Annotated in this window: 24 protein-coding genes; 8 read left to right on the top strand and 16 right to left on the bottom strand. The window is 69.3% G+C overall.

Going from position 1 to position 20,342, the window contains the following annotated elements; translation table 11 throughout:
* Nucleotides 1-113 precede the first annotated feature (113 nt).
* Nucleotides 114-407 (top strand): zf-HC2 domain-containing protein, encoded by a 294-nt coding sequence (locus tag AC07FN_RS29715; protein ID WP_452616540.1) that lies wholly within the window; start codon nt 114-116, stop codon nt 405-407.
* Here the strand turns inward: AC07FN_RS29715 and smc are convergent.
* Together smc and AC07FN_RS29705 are read right to left on the bottom strand one after the other, a co-directional pair.
* Nucleotides 383-4,105, bottom strand: a complete 3,723-nt coding sequence (gene smc, locus AC07FN_RS29710) for a chromosome segregation protein SMC (protein ID WP_478398576.1) — start codon at nt 4,103-4,105, stop codon at nt 383-385. The two genes, AC07FN_RS29715 and smc, sit on opposite strands and share 25 nt — an antisense overlap.
* Nucleotides 4,106-4,329: 224 nt before the next feature.
* The gene (locus AC07FN_RS29705; RefSeq protein WP_132484840.1) at nt 4,330-4,623 is read right to left on the bottom strand and encodes an acylphosphatase; all 294 of its coding nucleotides are present in this window, start codon (nt 4,621-4,623) and stop codon (nt 4,330-4,332) included.
* Nucleotides 4,624-4,768: 145 nt separating this feature from the next.
* On the opposite strand from AC07FN_RS29705, the gene AC07FN_RS29700 reads away from it, so the two are divergent.
* Together AC07FN_RS29700 and AC07FN_RS29695 are read left to right on the top strand one after the other, a co-directional pair.
* Complete coding sequence (locus tag AC07FN_RS29700; RefSeq protein ID WP_478398575.1) at nt 4,769-5,248, top strand: hypothetical protein; 480 nt, start codon at nt 4,769-4,771, stop codon at nt 5,246-5,248.
* Nucleotides 5,245-5,433: a hypothetical protein gene (locus AC07FN_RS29695; protein WP_478398574.1), complete on the top strand. Its 189-nt coding sequence runs from the start codon at nt 5,245-5,247 to the stop codon at nt 5,431-5,433. Before AC07FN_RS29700 ends, AC07FN_RS29695 begins: the two co-directional genes overlap by 4 nt.
* 62 nt (nt 5,434-5,495) lie before the next feature.
* Here AC07FN_RS29695 and AC07FN_RS29690 read toward each other — a convergent pair whose 3' ends face one another.
* The 12 genes from AC07FN_RS29690 to AC07FN_RS29635 form a co-directional block, all read right to left on the bottom strand.
* A complete protein-coding gene (locus AC07FN_RS29690; RefSeq protein WP_478398573.1) occupies nt 5,496-5,687 on the bottom strand; it encodes a hypothetical protein in 192 nt (63 codons plus the stop codon).
* 328 nt (nt 5,688-6,015) lie between these two features.
* Nucleotides 6,016-6,639: a nucleoside/nucleotide kinase family protein gene (locus tag AC07FN_RS29685; RefSeq protein WP_478398572.1), complete on the bottom strand. Its 624-nt coding sequence runs from the start codon at nt 6,637-6,639 to the stop codon at nt 6,016-6,018.
* Nucleotides 6,640-6,733: 94 nt separating this feature from the next.
* On the bottom strand, nt 6,734-7,252 hold the full coding sequence (locus tag AC07FN_RS29680) for a hypothetical protein (protein ID WP_478398571.1): 519 nt from the start codon (nt 7,250-7,252) through the stop codon (nt 6,734-6,736).
* The gene (locus AC07FN_RS29675; protein WP_478398570.1) at nt 7,249-8,013 is read right to left on the bottom strand and encodes a hypothetical protein; all 765 of its coding nucleotides are present in this window, start codon (nt 8,011-8,013) and stop codon (nt 7,249-7,251) included. The genes AC07FN_RS29680 and AC07FN_RS29675 overlap by 4 nt, the downstream gene beginning before the upstream one ends.
* A gap of 14 nt (nt 8,014-8,027) precedes the next feature.
* Nucleotides 8,028-8,342 (bottom strand): type VII secretion target, encoded by a 315-nt coding sequence (locus AC07FN_RS29670; protein WP_478398569.1) that lies wholly within the window; start codon nt 8,340-8,342, stop codon nt 8,028-8,030.
* 37 nt (nt 8,343-8,379) lie between these two features.
* On the bottom strand, nt 8,380-9,072 hold the full coding sequence (locus AC07FN_RS29665) for a hypothetical protein (protein ID WP_478398568.1): 693 nt from the start codon (nt 9,070-9,072) through the stop codon (nt 8,380-8,382).
* A gap of 83 nt (nt 9,073-9,155) precedes the next feature.
* Nucleotides 9,156-9,959: an ESX secretion-associated protein EspG gene (locus tag AC07FN_RS29660; protein WP_478398567.1), complete on the bottom strand. Its 804-nt coding sequence runs from the start codon at nt 9,957-9,959 to the stop codon at nt 9,156-9,158.
* A gap of 2 nt (nt 9,960-9,961) precedes the next feature.
* Nucleotides 9,962-11,224: a hypothetical protein gene (locus tag AC07FN_RS29655; RefSeq protein WP_452616529.1), complete on the bottom strand. Its 1,263-nt coding sequence runs from the start codon at nt 11,222-11,224 to the stop codon at nt 9,962-9,964.
* Between the two features lie 8 nt (nt 11,225-11,232).
* Nucleotides 11,233-11,838, bottom strand: a complete 606-nt coding sequence (locus AC07FN_RS29650; protein WP_478398566.1) for a DUF3558 domain-containing protein — start codon at nt 11,836-11,838, stop codon at nt 11,233-11,235.
* Between the two features lie 10 nt (nt 11,839-11,848).
* A complete protein-coding gene (locus tag AC07FN_RS29645; protein ID WP_358575768.1) occupies nt 11,849-12,220 on the bottom strand; it encodes a hypothetical protein in 372 nt (123 codons plus the stop codon).
* A gap of 112 nt (nt 12,221-12,332) precedes the next feature.
* Entirely contained in the window at nt 12,333-12,530 is a 198-nt protein-coding gene (locus AC07FN_RS29640) for a DUF397 domain-containing protein (protein ID WP_478398565.1), read from the bottom strand.
* Between the two features lie 45 nt (nt 12,531-12,575).
* Nucleotides 12,576-13,370 carry a helix-turn-helix domain-containing protein gene (locus tag AC07FN_RS29635; protein WP_478398618.1) on the bottom strand — a complete coding sequence of 265 codons (795 nt, stop codon included), beginning with the start codon at nt 13,368-13,370 and terminating at the stop codon, nt 12,576-12,578.
* A 185-nt stretch (nt 13,371-13,555) separates the two neighbouring features.
* Here AC07FN_RS29635 and AC07FN_RS29630 point away from each other — a divergent pair, with 185 nt between their 5' ends.
* From AC07FN_RS29630 to AC07FN_RS29610, 5 genes are all read left to right on the top strand, one after another.
* Nucleotides 13,556-13,801: a hypothetical protein gene (locus AC07FN_RS29630; protein WP_478398564.1), complete on the top strand. Its 246-nt coding sequence runs from the start codon at nt 13,556-13,558 to the stop codon at nt 13,799-13,801.
* 202 nt (nt 13,802-14,003) lie between these two features.
* Nucleotides 14,004-14,495, top strand: a complete 492-nt coding sequence (locus AC07FN_RS29625) for an SseB family protein (protein ID WP_478398563.1) — start codon at nt 14,004-14,006, stop codon at nt 14,493-14,495.
* Between the two features lie 26 nt (nt 14,496-14,521).
* Nucleotides 14,522-14,842 (top strand): hypothetical protein, encoded by a 321-nt coding sequence (locus tag AC07FN_RS29620; RefSeq protein WP_478398562.1) that lies wholly within the window; start codon nt 14,522-14,524, stop codon nt 14,840-14,842.
* Nucleotides 14,842-16,407: a putative T7SS-secreted protein gene (locus tag AC07FN_RS29615; protein ID WP_478398561.1), complete on the top strand. Its 1,566-nt coding sequence runs from the start codon at nt 14,842-14,844 to the stop codon at nt 16,405-16,407. Before AC07FN_RS29620 ends, AC07FN_RS29615 begins: the two co-directional genes overlap by 1 nt.
* Nucleotides 16,408-16,459: 52 nt before the next feature.
* On the top strand, nt 16,460-16,873 hold the full coding sequence (locus tag AC07FN_RS29610) for a hypothetical protein (RefSeq protein ID WP_452616520.1): 414 nt from the start codon (nt 16,460-16,462) through the stop codon (nt 16,871-16,873).
* Nucleotides 16,874-16,934: 61 nt separating this feature from the next.
* On the opposite strand, the gene AC07FN_RS29605 is transcribed toward AC07FN_RS29610, so the two are convergent.
* A complete protein-coding gene (locus AC07FN_RS29605; RefSeq protein ID WP_358575767.1) occupies nt 16,935-17,615 on the bottom strand; it encodes a response regulator in 681 nt (226 codons plus the stop codon).
* Nucleotides 17,612-20,161 carry a DUF4118 domain-containing protein gene (locus AC07FN_RS29600; RefSeq protein WP_478398560.1) on the bottom strand — a complete coding sequence of 850 codons (2,550 nt, stop codon included), beginning with the start codon at nt 20,159-20,161 and terminating at the stop codon, nt 17,612-17,614. Before AC07FN_RS29600 ends, AC07FN_RS29605 begins: the two co-directional genes overlap by 4 nt.
* Between the last annotated feature and the right edge of the window lie 181 nt (nt 20,162-20,342).

Below are 20,342 nucleotides of genomic sequence, written 5' to 3'. Positions count from 1 at the left end.
GTTGAACCGAGGTGGCCGACGACACCATTGCCCGACCCCCGGGGCTTCAGCGGGAGTCGCCACGGGTCGATGATCTACCCAAGCGATCACCGAGGCTGCGGATGGGGGCTGCGGTGCAGGATCATGCGGATCTGCGGGCGAAGCTCAACGCCTATTCGGCGGGCGTGCTCAGCGACGTCGAATGGCTGACGGTGCGCACCCACCTGTCGGAGTGCGCGGCGTGCCGGACCGAGCTGGGGCGGCCGGAGTTGTGGAATCGTGCTGCGCCGCAGTGGATTTCACCGCGGGATCCGAAGCCGGCCCGCGGGGCGCCGGTCCGGCCGGGCTGGTCGGTGGTGTTCGGCTTCGCGCTGGTGGCGGCGCTCGTCGCCTTCGGCGTCGGCTACGCCCTCGGCACGTCGGCCTGATCCTCGGGCGCCGGATCCGGCTCTCCCGCAACGCTTTCCGGCGCCGCCGAGCCGTCCAGCACCGCGGCGACGTCGCCTTCGGGCGGCGCGTCGGGTGCGTCGTCCTTGCGCCGTTTGCCGGAATCGCCGCGCAGGCGCTGGGAAATCACCTGCGTGATGCCGTCGCCGCGCATCGTCACGCCGTACAGGGCGTCGGCGATCTCCATGGTCGGCTTCTGGTGCGTGATGATGATCAGCTGCGAGGTCTCGCGGAGCTGGTCCAGCAGCGTGATCAGGCGCCGCAGGTTGGTGTCGTCCAGCGCCGCCTCGACCTCGTCCATCACGTAGAACGGCGAGGGCCGGGCGCGGAAGATGGACACCAGCATGGCCACCGCGGTCAGCGACTTCTCCCCACCGGAGAGCAGCGACAGCCGCTTGACCTTCTTGCCCGGCGGCCGGGCCTCGACCTCGACGCCGGTGGTCAGCATGTCCTCGGGGTCGGTGAGCGTCAGCCGCCCGTCGCCGCCGGGGAACAGGACCTTGAAGACGGTCTCGAACTCCGCGGCCACGTCGTAGAAGGCGGACGCGAACACCTCCAGGATCTTGTCGTCGACCTCCTTGACCACGCTGAGCAGGTCGCGGCGGCTGTCCTTGAGGTCTTCCAGCTGGGTGGAGAGGAACTTGTAGCGCTCCTCCAACGCGGCGAACTCCTCCAGCGCCAGCGGATTCACCTTGCCCAGCAAGGAGAGGTCCTTCTCGGCGCGCTTGGCGCGGCGCTCCTGGGTGGCCCGGTCGAACGGCATCGGCGGCGGCGGGCTGACGTCCTCGCCGCGCTCCTTGGCCGCCTCGTACTCGGCGATCTCGGCGGGGCCGGGCGGAATCGCCACGGTGGGCCCGTACTCGTCGACCAGGTCGTCCAGGCCGATCCCGAAATCCTCGATGATCTTGGTTTCCAGCTGCTCGATGCGCAACCGCTGCTCCGCACGCACGACTTCGTCGCGGTGCACCGCATCGGTCAGCTTCTCCAGCTCCCCGCTGAGCTCGCGCACGCGCGCTCGCAAGGCGCCGAGCGCCTGCTCGTGCTCGCTCTGCTTCGCCTGCGCGACGTCCCGCTCCTCCGTCGCGGCGCTCAGCGATCGCGCGATGCGCTCCAGAGCCGTCTCGGCCCCGGTGACCACGGCCTGGGTCACGCGCGCTGCGCGTTCCCGGGCCTTGCGCGCCGCTTCCGCGCGAGCACGCGCTTCGCGCTCGTGGCGCGCTGCGCGGCGCAGCTGGTCGGCGCGCCCTTGCACGGCCCGGGCGCGCTCCTCGGCGGTGCGCTGTCCGAGGCGGGCGTCCATTTCCTGCTGCCGCACGGCGTTGAGCTCGGTGCCCAGCCGGTCGCGTTCGCCGGTGTCCGGCTCCGCTGCCTCGTCCTGTTCGGACTTGGCGACGCTCAGCCGCTCTTCGAGTTCGGCGAGCTTGACCAGGGCTTGTTCGCGGGCTTGCTCGACCTTCACCCGCTGCTGCCGGATCCGGTCGACGTCGGCGCCGGCGGCGCGGGCGGCGCGTTGCAGGCTGGAAAGCCGTTCGGTGCTGCGGGCTCGCCGCACCTTGGCGTCGTTGATCTGCTCCTGCACGGCCCGCACTTCGGCGCGCCGCGCTTCTTCTTCGGCTCGCGCGCCTTCAAGCGCCGCTGAGTGCTGCTCCAGGCGTCGCCCGGCGGCGGCGAGTTCGCGTTCGGCTTCGTCGACGGCGGCCTGCACCTCGATGGTGCTCTGCCGGTCTTCGGAACCACCGATCGCCCAGTGCACGCCGAGCACGTCGCCGTTCGCCGTCACGGCACGGACTTCGGGGTGGCGCTGCACGAGTTCCCGGGCGTCGGTCAGCTCGTCGACGACCGCGACCTTGTCGAGCGCCGTGGCCACGGCCCCGCGCAGCCCGTCGGGCGCGGTGACCAGGTCGACCGCCCAGCGCGCCGAGCCGGTCAGCTGCGGCCAGCCCGATCGGTCGACGTCCACGGCGGAACCGATGAGCAGTCCGGCGCGGCCCGCCTCGTCCGCCTTGAGCAGTTCCAGGGCCGTCACCGCATCCGCGACACCGCGAACGGCGACGGCGTCGGCGACCGCGCCCAGCGCCGCGGCGAGTGCGGCCTCCGCGCCCGGCTCGACGCTGAGCAGCGCCGCGACCGTGCCGAGCAGGCCCGGCACCCGGTCCCCCGCCGACATCAGCGCGCCGGCGCCGTCCTTGCGCTGCAAGCCCATCGACAGCGCTTCGACTCGCGCCTTCCAGGACGCGATCTCCCGCTCCGCCGTCCGCTCGGCCTTCACGAGCTCCTCGACGCGGGCGCGCGCCGCATCGCGCGCTTCGGCTGCGCCTTCGCGGCGTTCCTGCAGTCCGGCGTCGTCGGAGTCGTAGCCGCCGCTCTCCTCCTCCGCGTCGGCCTGCGCGCGCTCCGCTTCCTCGGCCCGACCGGTGGCTTCTTCCAGCGAATCCGACAGCCGCTCGATCTCGTCGGCCGTGTCGCTGACCTTGCTGCGCAGCGATTCGACCTGACCGGACAGCCGGGCAGCGCCCTCGCGGCGGTCGGCGATCGCCCGCACCGCGGCGAGGTGCGCCTGTTCGGCCTGCTTCAGCGCGGATTCCAGCTCCGAGCGGCGCAGCACGACCTCGTTGAGCACCTCGCGGGCCTCTTCGACCTGCTCGCGGAGCTCGATCTCCTGCTCCGCGGCCTCTTCCGCCTCGGCGTCGAGCTGATCCGGGTCGCGGCCGGGGCGGTGCTCCTCGGTCTGCGCCGTCAGATGCCGGTGGCGCTCGGCGGCCAGCCGCAGCGTGCCGTGCAGCCGCTCCTCCAGCGCCGACAGCCGGTACCAGGTCTCCTGCGCGCGAGTCAGCCTCGGCGCGTCCGCGGCGACCTGCTCTTCGAGGGTCTTCTCCTCGGACTGCGCGAACTGCAGGGCGCGCTCGACCTCGGTGCGCTTGGCGCGCGCGGTTTCCTGGTCCGCTTCGTCGCGGGCCAGGTCGGCGCGCGCGGTGATCAGGTCGTCGGCGATGAGGCGCAGCCGGGAGTCCCGCAGGTCGGCCTGCACGGTCGCCGCCTTGCGGGCGATCTCGGCCTGCTTGCCGAGCGGTTTGAGCTGGCGGCGCAGCTCGCTGGTCAGGTCGGTCAACCGGGTCAGGTTGGCCTGCATCGCGTCGAGCTTGCGCAGCGCCTTCTCTTTGCGCTTGCGGTGTTTGAGCACGCCCGCGGCCTCTTCGATGAGCCTGCGGTTCTCATCCGGCTTGGCCTGCAGGATGCTGGCCAGCTGGCCCTGCCCGACGATGACGTGCATCTCGCGGCCGATGCCGGAGTCCGATAGCAGTTCCTGCACGTCCATCAGCCGGCACGTGTTGCCGTTGATCTCGTACTCGCTGGCGCCGTCGCGGAACATCCGGCGGGTGATGGAGACCTCGGTGTACTCGATCGGCAGCGCGCCGTCGGAGTTGTCGATGGTCAGCGTGACCTCGGCACGGCCCAGCGGGGCGCGGCCCGCGGTGCCCGCGAAGATCACGTCCTCCATCTTGCCGCCGCGCAGGTCCTTGGCGCCCTGCTCGCCCATCACCCAGCGCAGCGCGTCGAGCACGTTGGACTTGCCCGAGCCGTTGGGGCCGACGACGCAGGTGATGCCGGGTTCGAAGCGCAGCGTGGTGGCCGAGGCGAAGGACTTGAACCCCTTCAGCGTCAGGCTCTTAAGGTGCACGGCTGCGATCGACCTTCCCGTGTTTCGTCCGGTTCACCGGCGGTCACATCCGGTGAAGCCTACCGCTGCGGCCACTCGCGACTGCGCAGAACCGCTGGTTGCGGCGATTTTCCCCGCGCACCGGGCACTTGGAGATCAACGCCCGGCGCGCCCGGACCCGTGCGCACTTTTGGTTGTTATAGCGACACAACGCGCGCACGGCTTCGGACCAGGCGAAACTCCTGCTAGCGCTCGACGAAACCGGTCAGCCCGCCCTTGGGCTCGGACCACTGCTCGGCGACGTGGTCGACGTGCCCCGGGGTTTCGCCGGAGCGCAGCGCCGCCAGGAGCTTCGCGCAGGCCTCGCGGGACCCTTCGGCGACCACCTCGACCCGGCTCCCCGGCCGGTTGGTCGCGCTGCCCACCAGGCCGAGCTCCAGCGCCCGGGAACGCGTCCACCAGCGGAAACCCACGCCCTGCACCCGCCCGTGCACCCAAGCGGTCAGTCGTGCCTGTTGCGAATCGGTCACGCCCGGCATGATGCCGCACGGCCGCCGCACGCGCGGTGTTGGCTCGCATCCACGACCGCGCTTGCTCGGGCTGCCGGTATGATCCGCCCGATTCGGCTGGGAGCCTGGGGTTTCGGGGCACCCGGCGCAGGCCGCCCGACGAGTGGGGCACGCAATGGACCCGATGTTGCCGGAAGACCCGGATGCCCGGCCGAAGCAGCTGGTGATGCTGGCCGCGTCCGGCATCGCGGTGGCCACCGTCTTCGCGACGACCGCCGCGATGGTCGCCGGCGCGCAGCAGCACGACGAGGCGACGCCGGACTTCACCCTGAAGCCGACCGCCACGTCGCGGCCGGCGGAGACGTGGACCACGCCGCCGCTGCTGCCCCCGCCGACGCTGAGCAGCAGCGCTACCTCGGAGACGTCCACGACCGCCAGCTGGACCACGTCGTCGACCACGCTGACGAGCACCGAAAACCCCGGTGACTTCCCGGTTCCGCCGCCGCCGGAGCAGCCCTCGCCGCCGACGCGACCGACGACGCCCCCCACCGAGCTGCCGACGACGAGCAAGCCGACCACCCCGACGACGACCCCCACCGAGGACCCGGTGCCGACGGACACCACCGAATGGGAAACGTCCGGGGAAGACGCGTGACGCTGGCCGTCCACGCCTGCCGGTCGCTGTGCTCGTGGCATCGGACGCCCAAGGAGCTCAACGGGTTTCCGCTGCTGGCCTGCCGCGGCTGCGGCTCCCAGTGGATCCGCAGCGAGCCGTGGACGCCCATCGACCACACCGGCCGGATCCCCGACGACGTGCGGGCGGAACTCGCCGAGCACTGACGCTGCGCGCCCACCCGTGCACCCATCGTCACGGAATCGTGCTAGTAAATGCCGGGTGGCGGTCAGAACACCAGCGCACGGGTCGCGCTCTCACCGTCGACGGTGGTGCACAAGAGAGCCGGATCGGTGCGCAGATTGGTGCCCGTGCATCCCTGCGCACTCGCAGAAGCGACCGGCGCGACGACGAGCATCCCGCCCAACAGCACAGCACCCGAAGCGCCGATTGCGAAAACGCGAGCCAGCTTGCTGGTCATGATTGTTCACTCCTCGCTGAGACCGTTCACCCGGGAGTTTCGCGATTCGGCTTCTCCGCCGAGCGAAATCGCCTCTCCTCGGGTTTTCGAAATGCCGTCCGGAATCGGACTGGAACCAACATAGCCAGCATTCCGGCAGGTTTTCCGGCCAACAATGAGCGAACGAATTAACCGATTGACCAGCGGTCAATGATCAATGTTCTTGCAGGTCAGCGAGTTGCCCAGCAGATCTCCCGCACATTGGCGACGAGCCGTCCAGCTCGCCCCGCAGGCCGGTAGACAACATCGTACCGCATTTCTGAAACTTATTCAGATGCAATTCAGGAAATCATTCGGGGTCGCCGACGACGACCAGATCGGCCCGGTCCCGACTGGCCGAGATGATGGCGGCATTGCGCTCATCGCTGCGGTGCACCCATTCCTCGGCCTCCTCGGGAGTCCGCCCGTAACCGATGTGCCGATCGATGAGCCGCCGCACCCGGACATCGTCATCGGGCGCGAGGAACCACGCCTCGTCGAGCAGTTCCCGGACCGCCGACCACGGCGGCGAATCCAGCAGCAGGTAATTGCCCTCGGTGATCACCAGCGGCACATCGGGATCGACGGCGATGGCCCCGGCGTAGGACTCCTCGATCTCCCGGTGGAACTCGGGCGCGTATACGGCGCCGGGCCCGCCTTCCCGGATCCGCCGGAGCAGCGCGACGTACCCGGCGGCGTCGAAGGTGTCGGGAGCGCCTTTCCGGTCGGCCCGCCCGAGCCGCCGCAGCTGGCAGTTGGCCAGGTGGAAACCGTCCATCGGCACGAGAACGGCGGAACCGCCGAGCTCCCGGACGACCCGCCGGGCGACGAACCCCTTCCCGGCCGCGGGAGCCCCGGCGATCCCCAGGATCCGCCGCTGCCCGCTGCCGGCCAGCGCCCGAGCCCGCTCGACCAACTCCGAATACCCGACCAACTCGCACCTCCGCACAGCCGTCGCCCAGGCTACGCGGGCCCGAACCCGCGGCCGCGGCAAATTCCCGAGCGATCTCCTGCGCCGGTGCCCGGTGCTACGCGGCGGGGCGCAGCAGGTGGCGGCCGATGAAGAAGTTGACCGCGGACAGCACGCATGGCACCAGCAGGAGCAGCAGGTAGCCGATGATCGCCGGCGTGTACTGCACCTCCGGGAGGACCGACGAGCGTCCGGACGAGCGAATGACCATGGCCAGCAGGCCGCAGCTGCCCAGCGACGTCGCGATGGTCCCGCCCCAGAAGACCGCCAGCAGCCGGCATGCCTTACCGGCAGCCGTCTTGTTGAGCTGACCGTTCTTGACGTAGGACCGCCCGGAAATGACCGTGATGCTGGAGAAGAAGTGGAAGAACGCCGAGATACCGCCGAGCATGACGGCGATGCCGGAAATCGGGTGGTGCGCGGTCGGCAGGCCGAACCCCAGCACGAGGATCGCGATCCCCGCCACCAAGCTGAGCACCAGCGAACCCGCACCGAACCGCACCGCGCCTGATCTGATCCTGCGCGCGACGTCGTCCGGCACGGGGACGTGCTCCCAGTACGGCCGGTGGACGGTCACTGGGTGACCTTCCAGTCCGATCCGTCGCCGTCGCTCACACTCCCGTCGGACAGGTCCTGGTCCGAGCGCGACCACTTGTCGCCGAGGTCGGTGATCTTCTGCTTGATCGCGGTCTGCTCGGTCTCGATGGTGGTGGTGAAGCTGTTCATCGACATGATCGCGGTCGTCACCAACCCGATGGACACGCCCGCCGCGGTCGCGATCGCGCCGATCGCCGCCGGGATGCCCACGACGGTGCAGGCCGCCGCGATCGCGCCCACGGCACCGACGACGAACACGCCCAGGGCGACGCCGATCGCGAGCCAGAACGCATCCAGCGCGTTCGCCAGGCTGTTCAGCGAATTGCGGATCTGCATCGCCATCAGCTTGACCGACGAAAGCCCGTCGCCCTGCGCCGGAACCAGCGCCTTGTAAGCCTCGGCCGCCTTGCCGGTCCACTCGACGTTGGCCTTCAGCTTCTGCAGGTTGATGTCGCCGGCGATCTCCCCGGCCTTGTCGCCGACCTCGGTGGCCCACTTGTCGCTGGTTTCCCGCAGCTTGTCCGAGTCGCCGGGCTGCTCGAAGAGCTGGGTGATCCGGTCCCAGAACTCCTGGACCTTCTGGGCCAGCGCCTGCATGCCCTGCTTGATGGGCTCGATGAGGTGCGAGAGGAAGTCCGGCACCCAGCTCATCAGGTCGTTGACCTTGTTGAAGAAGTCCTGGATCTTCTCGTTGAGGTCGTTGGACTTGTCGCTTGCCTGCGCGACGAGGGTGTTCGTCATTGCCATCCCCGGCTTCAGTACGCGTTCTGGATTCCGTGCTTGCCCTGCTCGTCGTCGCGCTCGTACTGCGCGGCCGCTTCGGTCAGGTCCGAGCTGATCTCGCGGAAGTAGTCGGCAGCCTGCTTCAGCATGTCCTCCAGCGCGCTTCGCGCCTCGTCATAGGTCGTGTCGACCCCCCGGTCGACCGCCCACATCGAAAAGGAGGCCGGGTCGATCTGCAACGTTCCGATCGTGTTCAGCGGGCCGTCGAGGTCCCCGGCGGCCGTGTCCCAGGTCTTGGCGTCGGAGCGCATAGCCTCCAACGCCACGCCGATTCCAGCACTGGTCATCGTTTTTCACCTCCATGCGTGCGACGACATCGACCGGTCAGGAACCGAGCCCGAGTCGCCGGAGAAGCAGCTGCGGATTGGACGCCAAATCGTTCAACTCGTCGATCGCGCGACTGCGCGGCCCGCCCGCCAGATCCGTCGGCGTCGACTTGCTCTGCAGCGTTGCGAGCAACGATGCGAGCTCGGTCTCGATCTCCGAGTTCCGCGCCGCGGAGGCCCAGTTCGGGTCGAGCGACAGTTGCAGGATCTGACCTCGCTGGGCCGTGCCGCTGACGTTGCGGCCGGGGCTTTCCGCGGTGACGGTCTGGTCGGCGATGGCGGTGAGCTGTTGCGTGAAAGCGTTCAGATCCGCCGTGACCTCGTCGAGCAGCCTGGTGATGTCCTGCGAGCTCAGCGGCGAATCGTCGTAACCGGGTGCGGCTTGGGGTTGATCGGTCCCTTCGAGGTCCGCCGACTCCAGCTTCTTGCCCAGCGCCAGCATCGTTGCCGCGTTCGCGGCCGCGACGACGCAGACGTGCAGTTGCCGGGGGTCGACGACCTGTCGCCAGTTGTCCGCCAGCGCCACCGACACGACCTCGGCGTCGAATGTCGAGCTGACGGAGACGACGCCGGACGGGTCCTGCCCCACCACGGTGTCGACGGCCGTCGATGCCCGGGTCGGTTCGGCCTGAGCCAGCCAATCGGTGTCGTCGTATTCCCAGTCGTCGGGTTGATGCCGACCAAAACTCATCCCGCAGTACCTCCCGTTCTTGGGTACGACGGTTCCAAGCCGCCGATGGTTCCCGCCCGTGCCCGATCGGCGAGCCGGTTTTCTCAGTCGTCCCAGACCTCGGCGAGGAGTTCTCGGGCGTACTCCGCGATCCTCGCGTTGTCCGCAGGGGCTATCGTGCTCCAGCGGCGGCCGTCTCCGCTGGGGCGGACCACGTGGCTGTAGCGGCCCTTGTCCGTGTCGTGGAACCCCACCACCCGGTTCGCCCGCTCCGGCCTGCCGCCTCGGTTCGGGCAGACCTCCACGCCGAACTGGCCCCGGATTCCCATTCCGTCCGCCATGTTCGCCACGTCCGCCGCGTCGTCCGGGGCGATGCCCAGGGCCCGGAGTTCATCGGTGAGCAGCAGCGGGTTGTTCGGGCCCGCGTAGTCGCTGGCTTCGCGGAGGACCTCGTTGGGCAGGCTCACCGCTCGTCCCGGTCCCGGTGGCACGTCGCCCGCCACCGACACCGCCGCCTCCACCAGCGAGCTCGCCCGGATCGGGGTCAGCTCGACGATGTCGCCGTCCACAATGGTCAGCAGGCCCATGCCGCCGTTCGCCGACGCCAGGGCGCGAATCGACCGGTCCGCCCAGATCCGCACGTCGATGCTGCGCTGCGGCCGGTCCAGCAGGCCCAGCAGGTCCGCGAAGTCGACGTCGACCCGGTCGCGGTGGGGCTCCGCCAGGCGGCGCTCGCGGAGCCCGGCCCACACGTCCGCGACGAGCTGCGCGCGCTCCGAGTAGGTCGCTCCCGGGCTCGGCACGTTGAGGATGATGTGCCGACGCTCGGTGAGCTTCTCCGCCTCGCAGACCACATCGAATTCCAATGCGGACAGCACGATCGGATCGGCTTCTGCTCCAGGGCGCAACGTCAGTCCCGCTTCTTCGGCTCGTCGTCCGGGGATTCGTCGTCGGCTTCGTCGTCGGGCTCGAAGTGCCCGAGCACCGGCGGCGCGACCAGTCGTTCGTCGTCGAACGGGGTTTCGTCGGCGACGTACTTGTTCTCGTGCTCCGCGTCTTCGCTGCGCTTCTCGCCGCGGGTCGCCGCCGGTCCCATCATCGAACCGGCCGCCGGGCGGCTGCCCGGCGTGTTGCCCGCGGAGCGCCCGGCCATCGTGTCGCCGGGACCGCCGCCGATGCCGGACGAACCGCCTCGGCTCAGCCCGGAAGCCGAGCCACCGCCGGCCGATGCCGCGGCCGGGCCCCGGCCGCCGAGCATCCTGCTCGCGGCGTAGGCACCGATACCCGCGACCGCCGCACCACCTGCGGCGATGCCCAGCACCGTGCCGGGGTTGATGCCGCTGCTCGTCGCGGCGGCCTCCGGCGTCTGGTCCGCCTCGCCGCCGGTCTCGCGCTCGTCCGGGTGCCGACCCGTGCCGCTGCGGTCACCAGGATCCTGCGCACCCACGCCGTCGCCGCGCTTGATTCCGCCGCCGATGTTGCCGCTACCGACGTTCCCGCCGCCCACGACACCGGGCGTGCCCCCGTCGACCGCCGAGCCGCCGCCGTAGTAGCCGCCGCCGACCGAACCCACGCCGACGCTCGGCATGCTCGTCCCGGACGCCGACTGCGCGGACACCGTGGCGGGCGGCATCTCGGGCAGCGGCTGGTACGAATCGGCCTGGCTGACCGAGGTGTTGCGGTACGAGCTGAGCGCGGCCTGCGCGGCCTGCTTCTGGCCCTCGATGTTCTTGGCTTCTTCGTCGTAGTCGCTCTCGTAGCCGAAGGCACCGCCGGCCCATTCGAGCGCGTTCTCCGACTGCTTGTGCTTGAGCTCGTCGTTGTTCGGCAGCCCGTTGCGGGCGGACTCGTAGCCCCGGCCCTGCGCGTCGACGCTGTCCGCGGACGCCTTCAGCGGATCCGGGGCGTCGGCCATGAAGACGGACTGCTGCTGGGTCGCCGCCGCCGCGAGGCTCCCGGCGTTGCCCTCCCACGCGATCTGCAGCTTGCCGAGCTCGCGCCGCAGCGTCTCGTCGAGATCGACGACCACCTGCACGCACTCGTCCAGCGCGCGCACCGCGCCCTGCATCGACTCCGCGCCGCGCCCCTGCTTGATCTGGGTGATCCATTCTTGGAGCTGGGGGATGTCCATCCCCTCGAACCGGATGTCCCGGATCGGATCGATGCTGGTCACGACTCCCCCTAGCTACCCTGCAAGGTCGTCACGGCCGCCTCGGCGGCCTGCTTCGCCCGCTCGCACATCTGGTCGTTGTTCATGCCGCCGGGAGTGGTGAGGCTCAGGTCGACGTAGAGCGTCTGCCCTCCGGCTGCGTCGACGAACACCGCACAACCGAGGCTCTCAGCGCCCGGAACCTGCGCTTGCACTGCGCCGAAACCGTTGACCTCATACGTCTTCGCGGTCTTCGCCTTCACGGCTGCGATCTTCGGCGCGAAGGCGTCCAAACCCTCGGGCACCACCCGGAGCGAGATCCCGAAGTTGACCTTGCCTGCGGCTCCGGCGAAAGAACACCCGTTGTAGTTGTTTCCGTTCTTGACCACTGGGCGACCACCACCCACCTGGAGCGGTGCCTTCTGCCCGGGAGACAGCCAGGTGCAGATCTCCGCGTCCTGCTTGCCCGCGATCGCGAGCTCTTTCGGGCGTTGCGGAAGGTCCAGCGAAGAAGATGACGCGGCCTCCGAAGTCGGAGCCGAGCTCGGCGGCTCCGGATCCGGGCCATTCACGGTGCACCCGGCAAGCGCGAAAACAGCGGCCAGCCCGATCAAGCCATGCCCGAAGCGCAACCGCACGGGACTCCCCTCACACCTGGTTCTGCTGCAGCTGGAAGGACGCAGCGATCTCATCGTCGGTGAAGCCGTACTGCTTGGCGGCTTCTTCGAGTTGCCTTCCCAGTTCAAAGACGTTGTCCACGTACTGCATGAGGCGCGCGTAGTGAGAGTCCGGATTTCCCAGCAGGTTCGCCGACCAAACCGCTGCGGAGGTCGAGCTGATCTCGTCGTCGGCCGGAGCGTTGACAGCCAAGTTGTGCGCGAGGCTGAACAGCTTGAACTGCGCGTCCTCGGCCGCCGCGAGGATGACCTTGCGCACTTCGAGGACGTTGTCCTTGTTGACGGTGATGGTCTGACCGGCGCCCCCCGGAACCGGCGGCGGAGGTGGTGCTGGCGTCGTCATCGCGGGAAACCCCCAGGTCGCGGCGTCTGATCACCCGGTCGAAGGCCGACCCTAGCAGCGCGACTTCCCGCCCCGCACCAACTCTCGGAAACTTCACACCAACCCAACGCCCCTATGCGCGGATCCGCATGAGCCCATCGACGAAGTCGGCCCACCGAGCGGCGGAAAAGACCAGCACACCGCCACCTGGATCCTTCGAGTCCCGAACCCCGACAACAGCGTCTCGCCTGGCGATCTCGACGCAGTTGGCGGTCGTAGAGCTACGGCTGGACTTCCGCCAGGTCACACGCGAGAAGTCGTAGTTGGCCATGAGGTCATGATCGCACTCCGCAAAGCCTTCTAACAGAGGCGGAGCTCAGTCAAGTAGCTCGCCCAATCGCTCAACGGACCGAGCTGGCGTCATAGCAAGTTTTGCAAGCTCATCCCAGATTCCTGCGAAGACGTCGATCTGCTCATCCTCGTCCAAGACCAGGCTTGAAATCCGGTTCTCAAGCCAAACCAAGCTCGGCTCGGCGTCGTAGACGAGAACAATGAACGGCCCGTTCAAACCAGGATGGAGACCAACGTCACTGCCAAGCACTTGGAGCGTCACATTGGGGCGCGATGTCGAGTCGATCAAGTGCCGGATCTGTCGTTCCCAAGCGCCGTCCTCACCGAAACGCCGCGCCAGAACCGATTCCTCAATGATCGCATGCAAGCGAACTGGATCTTTCCTGGTCAGCAGCCCTTGCCGAACGGTTCGGTTCGCAACCAGAGCATCGACTTCGCCATCCAGCAGCTCACCACCTGTGGCTCCGATGATCGTCCGGGCGTACTCAGGCGTCTGCAGCAGGCCAGGCAACCCGAACGGTTCGTAGTCGAGAATGCCGCTCGCTTCATCCTCGAAGTCTGTCCACGTCTGGGAGTCGGCGGGGAGGTTGGCGTTCCTGATCCTCAGCCAGCCGCGTTCTTCCGCGTGCCGAGCGATATCCATCAGCTCAACGCGACGCTTCTTCGGCAACCGGTAGAAGTCGAGCAATTTCTCCAGGTCGTCCAGGTAGATCCCACTCTCTCCGCTCTCGAAACGACTGACCTTGCTCGCCGACATTCCGGTCGCCCTCGCGAGCTCAGCCGCAGTCAGCCCCGCAGCGATGCGCTGCTTGCGCAGCACCTGCGCCAACCGTCGAGAGCGAACCGAAGGGCCTGCACGACGCGCCACTGAAACCTCCTTGCATCGATGGAAAACGGTATCGCCGTGACCTCCGATGATCCATCACTGAATCGTGTACTTGAGAGAAGAAATGCACGCAACCGATTATTTCTAGTGTCCACCGGATTCAACATCGGGAGGTTGAGATGGCCAGCAGCGCTGAGGAGTCTCCGGTCCAGGAGTCGCGGCCGCAGCGGGAGTGGTTGTTGCGGTGCCGGGATTCGCGCGGGGAGCTCGCGGTGTGCTCGATCGGCGTCGGGGCGGGCGAGCTGGAGGTGTGCGGGCCGGACGACACCGAGTCGTTCCGCCTGCACCCGTGGGAGGTAGCGGCGTTCCGGCGCGCCTTCGACGAGGCCATCGCCCAGGTCGAGGCCGACCTCGCGGCCCGCTGACCAGGCGCGTCACCGGTCGTGAGTGCTTTGGTCCGCCATGGCGATCCGAAGTACTCACGACCACTTACCGCCGAACGGCGCAACCCGGACCGTGATCTTCTCGACACGGTACGTAGTGATCAAATGGGCACTCGGCACCTGTCCGCTTGGGTACTGTTCCGCCCCGTTGATTCCATGATCCGCGCTGGGGAGGCGTGGCTCCATGACGCTTGCACAATGCCGTCCGGGCACGGGTTTTCCCAGCCAGGGCGTACTTCGGCTGACCGGTTCGATCTTCGACGAGCCGGAGCCGGAACCTGCCGCCGAGCTGCTCGACGCCCTGCGCCTGTTCCGCACCGACCAGGCGACCATCGCGCAGCTCGCCGCCGCCTTGCGCGGCACGGTGCTCTACGTAGCGGTGTCCGATGAGGACGGTGGGTTCGCGCTGCCGACCGGGCGCGACGGCGAGCTGTCCTGGCTCGGGGTGTTCACCTCGCTGAGCCGGATGGCCGAGTTCTACCGCGCCGCCGGCCGCGGCGCCGACACCGTGCGCTACGGCGAGCTGACCGGCGCCGAGCTCATCGACCAGTGCCTTCCCGCGCTGCCCAGGGGCACCGGACTGGTCCTCGATCCGGGCAGCGAGCACGGCACCGCGCTCGCGCCGGTTCGCGGGCTCGTGCCCGACGAAATCGCACTGACTGAAAGCGGAAGGTGATGGCGCACAACGGTTTCACCGTAAACGTGGGCGCCCTGGAGAGCGCCGAATCGGGCATCCGGGACGCCGTGGCCGAGCTCGGCGAGATGGCCGGGTGGGGATTCGCAGCCGCTGGGGCGCAGGGCATGGGCGTGCGCGAGAAGATGCTGGACTCGGCCCCGCACGTCGGGCCCGGCTCGCTCGGCGCCGCGCTGCTGGCTTTCGGCGACGCCTGGGAATTCGGCATCCGGTACCTGGTCGAAGACGGCAACGCCGCCGTGGACGCGCTCGGCGAGGCACGCGCCGCCTACCAGCAGATGGATGCCGAGGCGCAGCAGAAGCTCGTCGAGACGTTGCGAGAGGGCTGATGGTCAGCAACAGCACCACCTTCGATCAGGACGTCGCGGAGGCCGGGCACGAGCTGCACAAGCTCGGCCAGATGGCCGGGGTGGTCGCGCAGGACGTCATCCCGGGCGATCCGGCTACGGTCGCCGAAGTCGGCGAACACCTGACCAAGCTCGGCGGCGCGTTCGACCGCGCCGGTCAGGGCATCAAGTCGATCGACTCCGGCGGCTGGACCGGCCAGGCGGGCGACGCCTTCCGGGAGAGCTACCTCGACAAGGCCCCGGCGGAGTGGTTGGCGGCGGCCGACGCTTTCGGCGACGCGGGCAAGGCCGTTCTCGACTACCAGAAGGTCCTCGCCGAGGAGAAGGAGAAGGCCGCGCGCGCCAAGGAGGAACTCGACCGCGCGAACGAGGCGTCCCTGGCCGCGGCGAAGCAGCACAACGCGGCGGTCAAGGCGTACGAATCCGGGAGTTCGGACGTCGCGCCGAGCGCGTTCGCCGATCCCAACGCCGAGGTTCGGGCCCGGGCCGAGGCCCAGATCGCCGCGGCCAAGGCTGCCGTGCAGGCGGCGGACGAGCGGGCCACCCGGATCGTCCTGGAAGCGGTCCAGGCCGCGCCGGCGAAGCCGAGCAAACTCGCGCAGATCGGCGCGAACCTCGTCGACGGTTTCCAAGGAGCGGGGGATCTGCTCTACGACTTCGGCGCGGGCGCCGTCGAGGGCGTCGTGGGCGTGGGCACGGGCCTGTGGGGCCTCGGGGAGGCATTCCTCTACAGCCAGCCCGGCATGTGGGGCATCGACCCCGAAGGCAAGGCCGCGTTCGACAAGGCCGCCTCGACCACGATCATGTCCGTGGTCGAGAACCCCTACCAGGCGGCCAAAACCATCGTCGACGTGGACGGCTGGAAGCAGAACCCGGCGAAGGCTCTCGGCTCGATGGCCCCGGACGCGGTCGCCTCGGCCTTCGGCGGCGCCGGCGTGGCCACCAGGGCCACCAAGATCGCAGGCAAGATCGGCGACGGCCTCGGTGACCTGGGCAAAGCCACCGACGTGGGAAGAACGGCGGATCGTCTCGGCAACACCGCCCGCCACGCCCCGGAAACGCCCACGACCCCGTGGGGCGACTACGACTCGCTCCCCATGGACCGCCCCTTCCGCGACGCACCGCCGAGCCCGTACGACGGGTACACCCCGGACGACGGCAAGCCCTTCGGCCCGCAGGGCAGCCAACCCGAACCACCGCCGGAACCGTCGTACAGCCCCGGCACGGACACGCCGGGCCGCCCGAGGCCGGACTGGGACGACGACATGCCCGACAGCTGGATGGACGACGGCCACCGGCCCGATCCGCACGACGCGCCGGATCCCCATCCGCACGAGCCGGAGGCGCCACAACGCCCAGAACCGCCATCCGAGCCGCTACCTCGCACCGAGGCCGATCTTCTGCAAGAACTGCGGTCCATCGAAGGGGTCAAGGAAAAGCTCTCCCAAGCCCTGGACCAGGGGCCACCGCCCGCGAGGGCGGCTGAGATCCGCAGCGAGCTATCGCGGCTCGTCGAACGTGAAAACCTGCTTCGCAGCAGGCTCTGACCAACGTCCAAGAGGAGGAAACATGCAACCGACACCGCAGGGGGGAGCTCCGGTGTCCCGGTTGGTCCGGGTGTGGGCCAAGCATCCCGAGACCGGCGAGCCAGGCGCGCTGGACGCGCGGGTGACCTGGCAGGTGATCGGCGACGACGTGCAGGTGTGGGTGACCGTGGGCGCCAACACCTACACGGAGAAGAGCGCGAACCTGTTCTACGCGCTGTTCATGGTTCGGCTCAACCACCTGGAACCGAACTGGATCATGCTGCTCACCCAGGGGTGCCGCTACGACGTCTGGTCCCCGAACGCCCTCGATCCCCGGTACTTCCCCGGAGATCGGGGCGTGATCGAAGTTCCTGGGCGGGGCGTCGTCGAGACCGTGGACCTGCTCGCGCCGTCGATGCACGACTCCAACAAGGTCGTCCGCTCCGACGAGCAGATGAAGTACCACAGCCAGACCGTCGGCGCCTAGCTCCATCGAGCGAGGTTGGTGATCGGACCTCAGGCTTGTTTCCGCGCCTGAGGTCCGGAGGTCACGGTTCGAAGCGGTAGCCCATGCCCGCTTCGGTGATCAGGTGGCGGGGGTGGCTCGGGTCCAGTTCCAGCTTCCGGCGGAGTTGGGCCAGGTACACGCGGAGGTAGTGGGTTTCGTTCGCGTACTGGGGTCCCCAGACCTCCTTGAGGAGCTGCTTCTGGCCCACCAGGCGGCCCCGGTTCCGGGCCAGGACCTCCAGCATGCCCCACTCGGTCGGCGTCAGGTGCACCTCGATGCCTTCGCGCAGCACCTTCTTCGCCGACAGGTCCACCGTGAACGTCGCGGTCTCCACCACCGGTTCGTCGGCCGCCTCGCTGGTGCTGGCGCGCCGGACCGCCGCGCGCAGGCGCGCCAGCAGCTCGTCCATGCCGAAGGGTTTCGTCACGTAGTCGTCCGCCCCGGCGTCCAGGGCGTGCACCTTGTCCGTGGAGTCCGTGCGCGCGGACAGCACGATGATCGGCACCGTCGTCCAGCCGCGCAGCCCCGCGATCACCTCGTTGCCGTCCATGTCCGGAAGGCCGAGGTCGAGGATCACCACATCGGGTTTGCCGTCGATGGCCGCGCGCAGCGCGGACGACCCGTCCGTGGCCGTCAGCACCTCGTAGCCGCGCGCGGTCAGGTTGATCCGCAAGGCGCGCAGCAGCTGCGGCTCGTCGTCGACAACCAGGACCCTCGTCATCGTTTCCCCTGTCCGTCAGCGGCGACCACCGGGAGTGAGAGCACGATCGTCAACCCGCCGCCGGGGGTGTCCTCGGCTCGGATCGTGCCGTGCATCGCCGTCATGAAACCCTGCGCCACGCTCAGGCCGAGCCCGACCCCGGCCACCCCGGTGTCGCCGCGCTCGCCGTGCTCGCCCAGCCGCTCGAACGGCGCGAACGCGGACTCGGCCGCGTCTTCGGGCAGCCCCGGCCCGTGGTCGACCACGCGCAGCTCGACCCGCGCCGCGTGCTCGCTCGCCCGCACCCTGATCCGGTCGCCGTTCGTTCGCCCGTACTTCAGCGCGTTCTGCACCACGTTGGCCACCACGCGCTCCAGCAGCCCGACGTCGGCGAGCACCGGAGGCAGGCTCTCGTCGATGTCGACGTCGATGTGCTGCCGCCCGTCCAGCACGGCCAGCGCGCCCGCGACGACCTCGTCGTAGCTCACCGGGCGAAGCCTCGGGGCGATCGCCCCGGTCGCCAGCCGGGAGGAATCCAGCAGGTTGTCCACCAGCCCGGTCAGCCGGTCCGAGGATTCCTCGACGCCGGCGAGCAGGTCGGCGGTGTCCTCTTCGGACAGCTGCAGGTCGGCGGCGCGGAGGCTGCTCACCGAGGCCTTGATGGACGCCAGCGGGGTGCGCAGGTCGTGGCCGACCGCCGACAGCAGCGCGGTGCGCAGCTGGGTGGCGTCCGCTCGCCGCTGGGCTTCCTGCGCTTCCGCGGCCATCCGCTGCTGGCGCAGCGCGACCAGCGCCTGCCCGGCCGCGCCTTCCAGGACGGTGCGCTCCGCGGCCGGCAGCGGCCTGTTGCCGGGGCGCTTCAGCACCAGGTGGACGTCCGGGTTGACCTCGATGTCCACATCGGACTGCTCGGGTCTGGTGCAGGGCAGCGCCCCGGTGGAGGCCGCCACGTGCCAGCCGTCCTTGGTGCGTTCCAGCAGCGCCGCCGAGGTGAGGCCGAAGTTCTCCACCACCTTCTCCAGCAGCCGCGCCAGCGGATCGGGGTGGGTGAGCACGGTGCGGGCGTAGGACGTGAGCAGCGCGGCTTCGGTGCGGGCGTTGGTGGCCTGCTCCGCCAGCCGCGCGGCCCGGTCGACCATGATCGCCACCAGCATGCCGACGATCATCATGGCGACCAGCGTCACCAGGTTCTGCGGCTCGGACACGGTCAGCGTGTACAGCGGCGGCGTCAGGAAGAAGTTCAGCAGCCCGCCGGAGAGCAGTGCGGCGACTATCGCCGGGGCCATCCCGCCGACCAGCGCGACGATGACGGTGGCCAGGAAGTAGCCGACGACGTCAGTGGACAGCGCGACATCGCCGAAGAAGTAGGCCACCGCGGTGACCGCGCTGGGCACCAGCACCGACAGCGCCCAGCCCCACAGCTGGCGGGCCGACGACAGCGGATTCCTGGTGATCTTCCGGAGGAATCGCCGCCCACCTGCCTCGGCGTGGGTGACCATGTGCACGTCGATCGGCCCGGACTTCTGCACCGTGGCGGCGCCGATGCCCTCGTCGAACAGCCGCGCCCAGCGGGACCGCCGGGAGGTGCCGATCACCAGCTGCGTGGCGTCGGCCGCCCGGGCGAATTCCAGCAGCGCCTCGGGCACGTCGTCGCCGACGACGCTGTGGAAGCTGGCGCCCACGGCATCGGCGAGCTTGCGGGCGCGCGCGATGCCGGTCGGCGACGCCCCGGCGAGCCCGTCGCCGCGCAGCACGTGCACCACCTGGAGTTCCGCGCCCGCGCGAGCCGCGATCCGGCGGGCCCTGCGGATCAGCGTCTCGCTCTCGCGGCCACCGGTGACGGCGACCACGACGCGTTCGCGGGCCTCCCAGGTGTCGGTGATCTTCTTCTCCGCGCGGTAGCGGCGCAGCGCCACGTCGACCTGGTCGGCCAGCCACAGCAGTGCGAGCTCGCGCAGCGCCGTCAGGTTGCCGGTGCGGAAGTAGTTGCCCAGCGCGGCATCCACCCGGTCCGCCGCGTAGACGTTGCCGTGCGCCATGCGGCGGCGCAGCGCTTCCGGGGTGATGTCGGCGAGTTCAATCTGCTCGGCGCGGCGCACCACTTCGTCCGGCACGGTTTCCTGCTGCCGGACGCCGGTGATCGTCTCCACCACGTCGTTGAGGGTCTCCAGGTGTTGCACGTTGACCGTGGACAGCACGTTGATCCCGGCGTCGAGGAGTTCGTCGATGTCCTGCCAGCGTTTCTCGTTGCGGGAGCCGGGAACGTTGGTGTGCGCGAGTTCGTCGACGATGGCGACCTCCGGCTTCCGGGCCAGCAGCGCGTCGAGGTCCATCTCGGTGAGTTCGACACCGCGGTGGCTGACCCGCCGCCGCGGCAGGACCTCCAGGCCGTCGAGCAGCGCGGCGGTCTTGGCGCGGCCGTGGTCCTCCACGAAACCGACGACCACGTCGGTGCCGCGCTCCATGCGCCGCTGCGCCTCGTTGAGCATCGCGTACGTCTTGCCGACCCCGGGCGCCGCACCGAGGTAGATCCGCAACTCGCCGCGCCTTCGCCCCTTGTCCGCCACGCTTCCAGTCTCCTACGAACCGCTGTTATTAGCGGTTGCCTTCACCGAGTACCGCCTCCGGCCCGTGCGTACTTTGTGCCGCTATGCCCGGATCCGCCGGTGGGTGCTTGCTAGCGGGGTTGTTGATCTTCGTTGTTGGTGGTGATCGGCAATCCCGTCGGTGGGCGTGTGGGGGCTGCCG

This window comes from Saccharopolyspora sp. NPDC045941 (assembly GCF_056431445.1).
Note: the sequence above shows the minus strand (reverse complement) of the source record. Positions and strands in the feature narration are given on the sequence as shown.

Bases quoted from the DNA above. Each gene is read 5' to 3' on its own strand.
- AC07FN_RS29705 (WP_132484840.1), bottom strand. From the start codon at position 4,623: ATGCCGGGCGTGACCGATTCGCAACAGGCACGACTGACCGCTTGGGTG.
- AC07FN_RS29700 (WP_478398575.1), top strand. From the start codon at position 4,769: ATGGACCCGATGTTGCCGGAAGACCCGGATGCCCGGCCGAAGCAGCTG.
- AC07FN_RS29690 (WP_478398573.1), bottom strand. From the start codon at position 5,687: ATGACCAGCAAGCTGGCTCGCGTTTTCGCAATCGGCGCTTCGGGTGCT.
- AC07FN_RS29675 (WP_478398570.1), bottom strand. From the start codon at position 8,013: ATGACGAACACCCTCGTCGCGCAGGCAAGCGACAAGTCCAACGACCTC.
- AC07FN_RS29670 (WP_478398569.1), bottom strand. From the start codon at position 8,342: ATGACCAGTGCTGGAATCGGCGTGGCGTTGGAGGCTATGCGCTCCGAC.
- AC07FN_RS29665 (WP_478398568.1), bottom strand. From the start codon at position 9,072: ATGAGTTTTGGTCGGCATCAACCCGACGACTGGGAATACGACGACACC.
- AC07FN_RS29645 (WP_358575768.1), bottom strand. From the start codon at position 12,220: ATGACGACGCCAGCACCACCTCCGCCGCCGGTTCCGGGGGGCGCCGGT.
- AC07FN_RS29640 (WP_478398565.1), bottom strand. From the start codon at position 12,530: ATGGCCAACTACGACTTCTCGCGTGTGACCTGGCGGAAGTCCAGCCGT.
- AC07FN_RS29630 (WP_478398564.1), top strand. From the start codon at position 13,556: ATGGCCAGCAGCGCTGAGGAGTCTCCGGTCCAGGAGTCGCGGCCGCAG.
- AC07FN_RS29625 (WP_478398563.1), top strand. From the start codon at position 14,004: ATGACGCTTGCACAATGCCGTCCGGGCACGGGTTTTCCCAGCCAGGGC.
- AC07FN_RS29615 (WP_478398561.1), top strand. From the start codon at position 14,842: ATGGTCAGCAACAGCACCACCTTCGATCAGGACGTCGCGGAGGCCGGG.
- AC07FN_RS29605 (WP_358575767.1), bottom strand. From the start codon at position 17,615: ATGACGAGGGTCCTGGTTGTCGACGACGAGCCGCAGCTGCTGCGCGCC.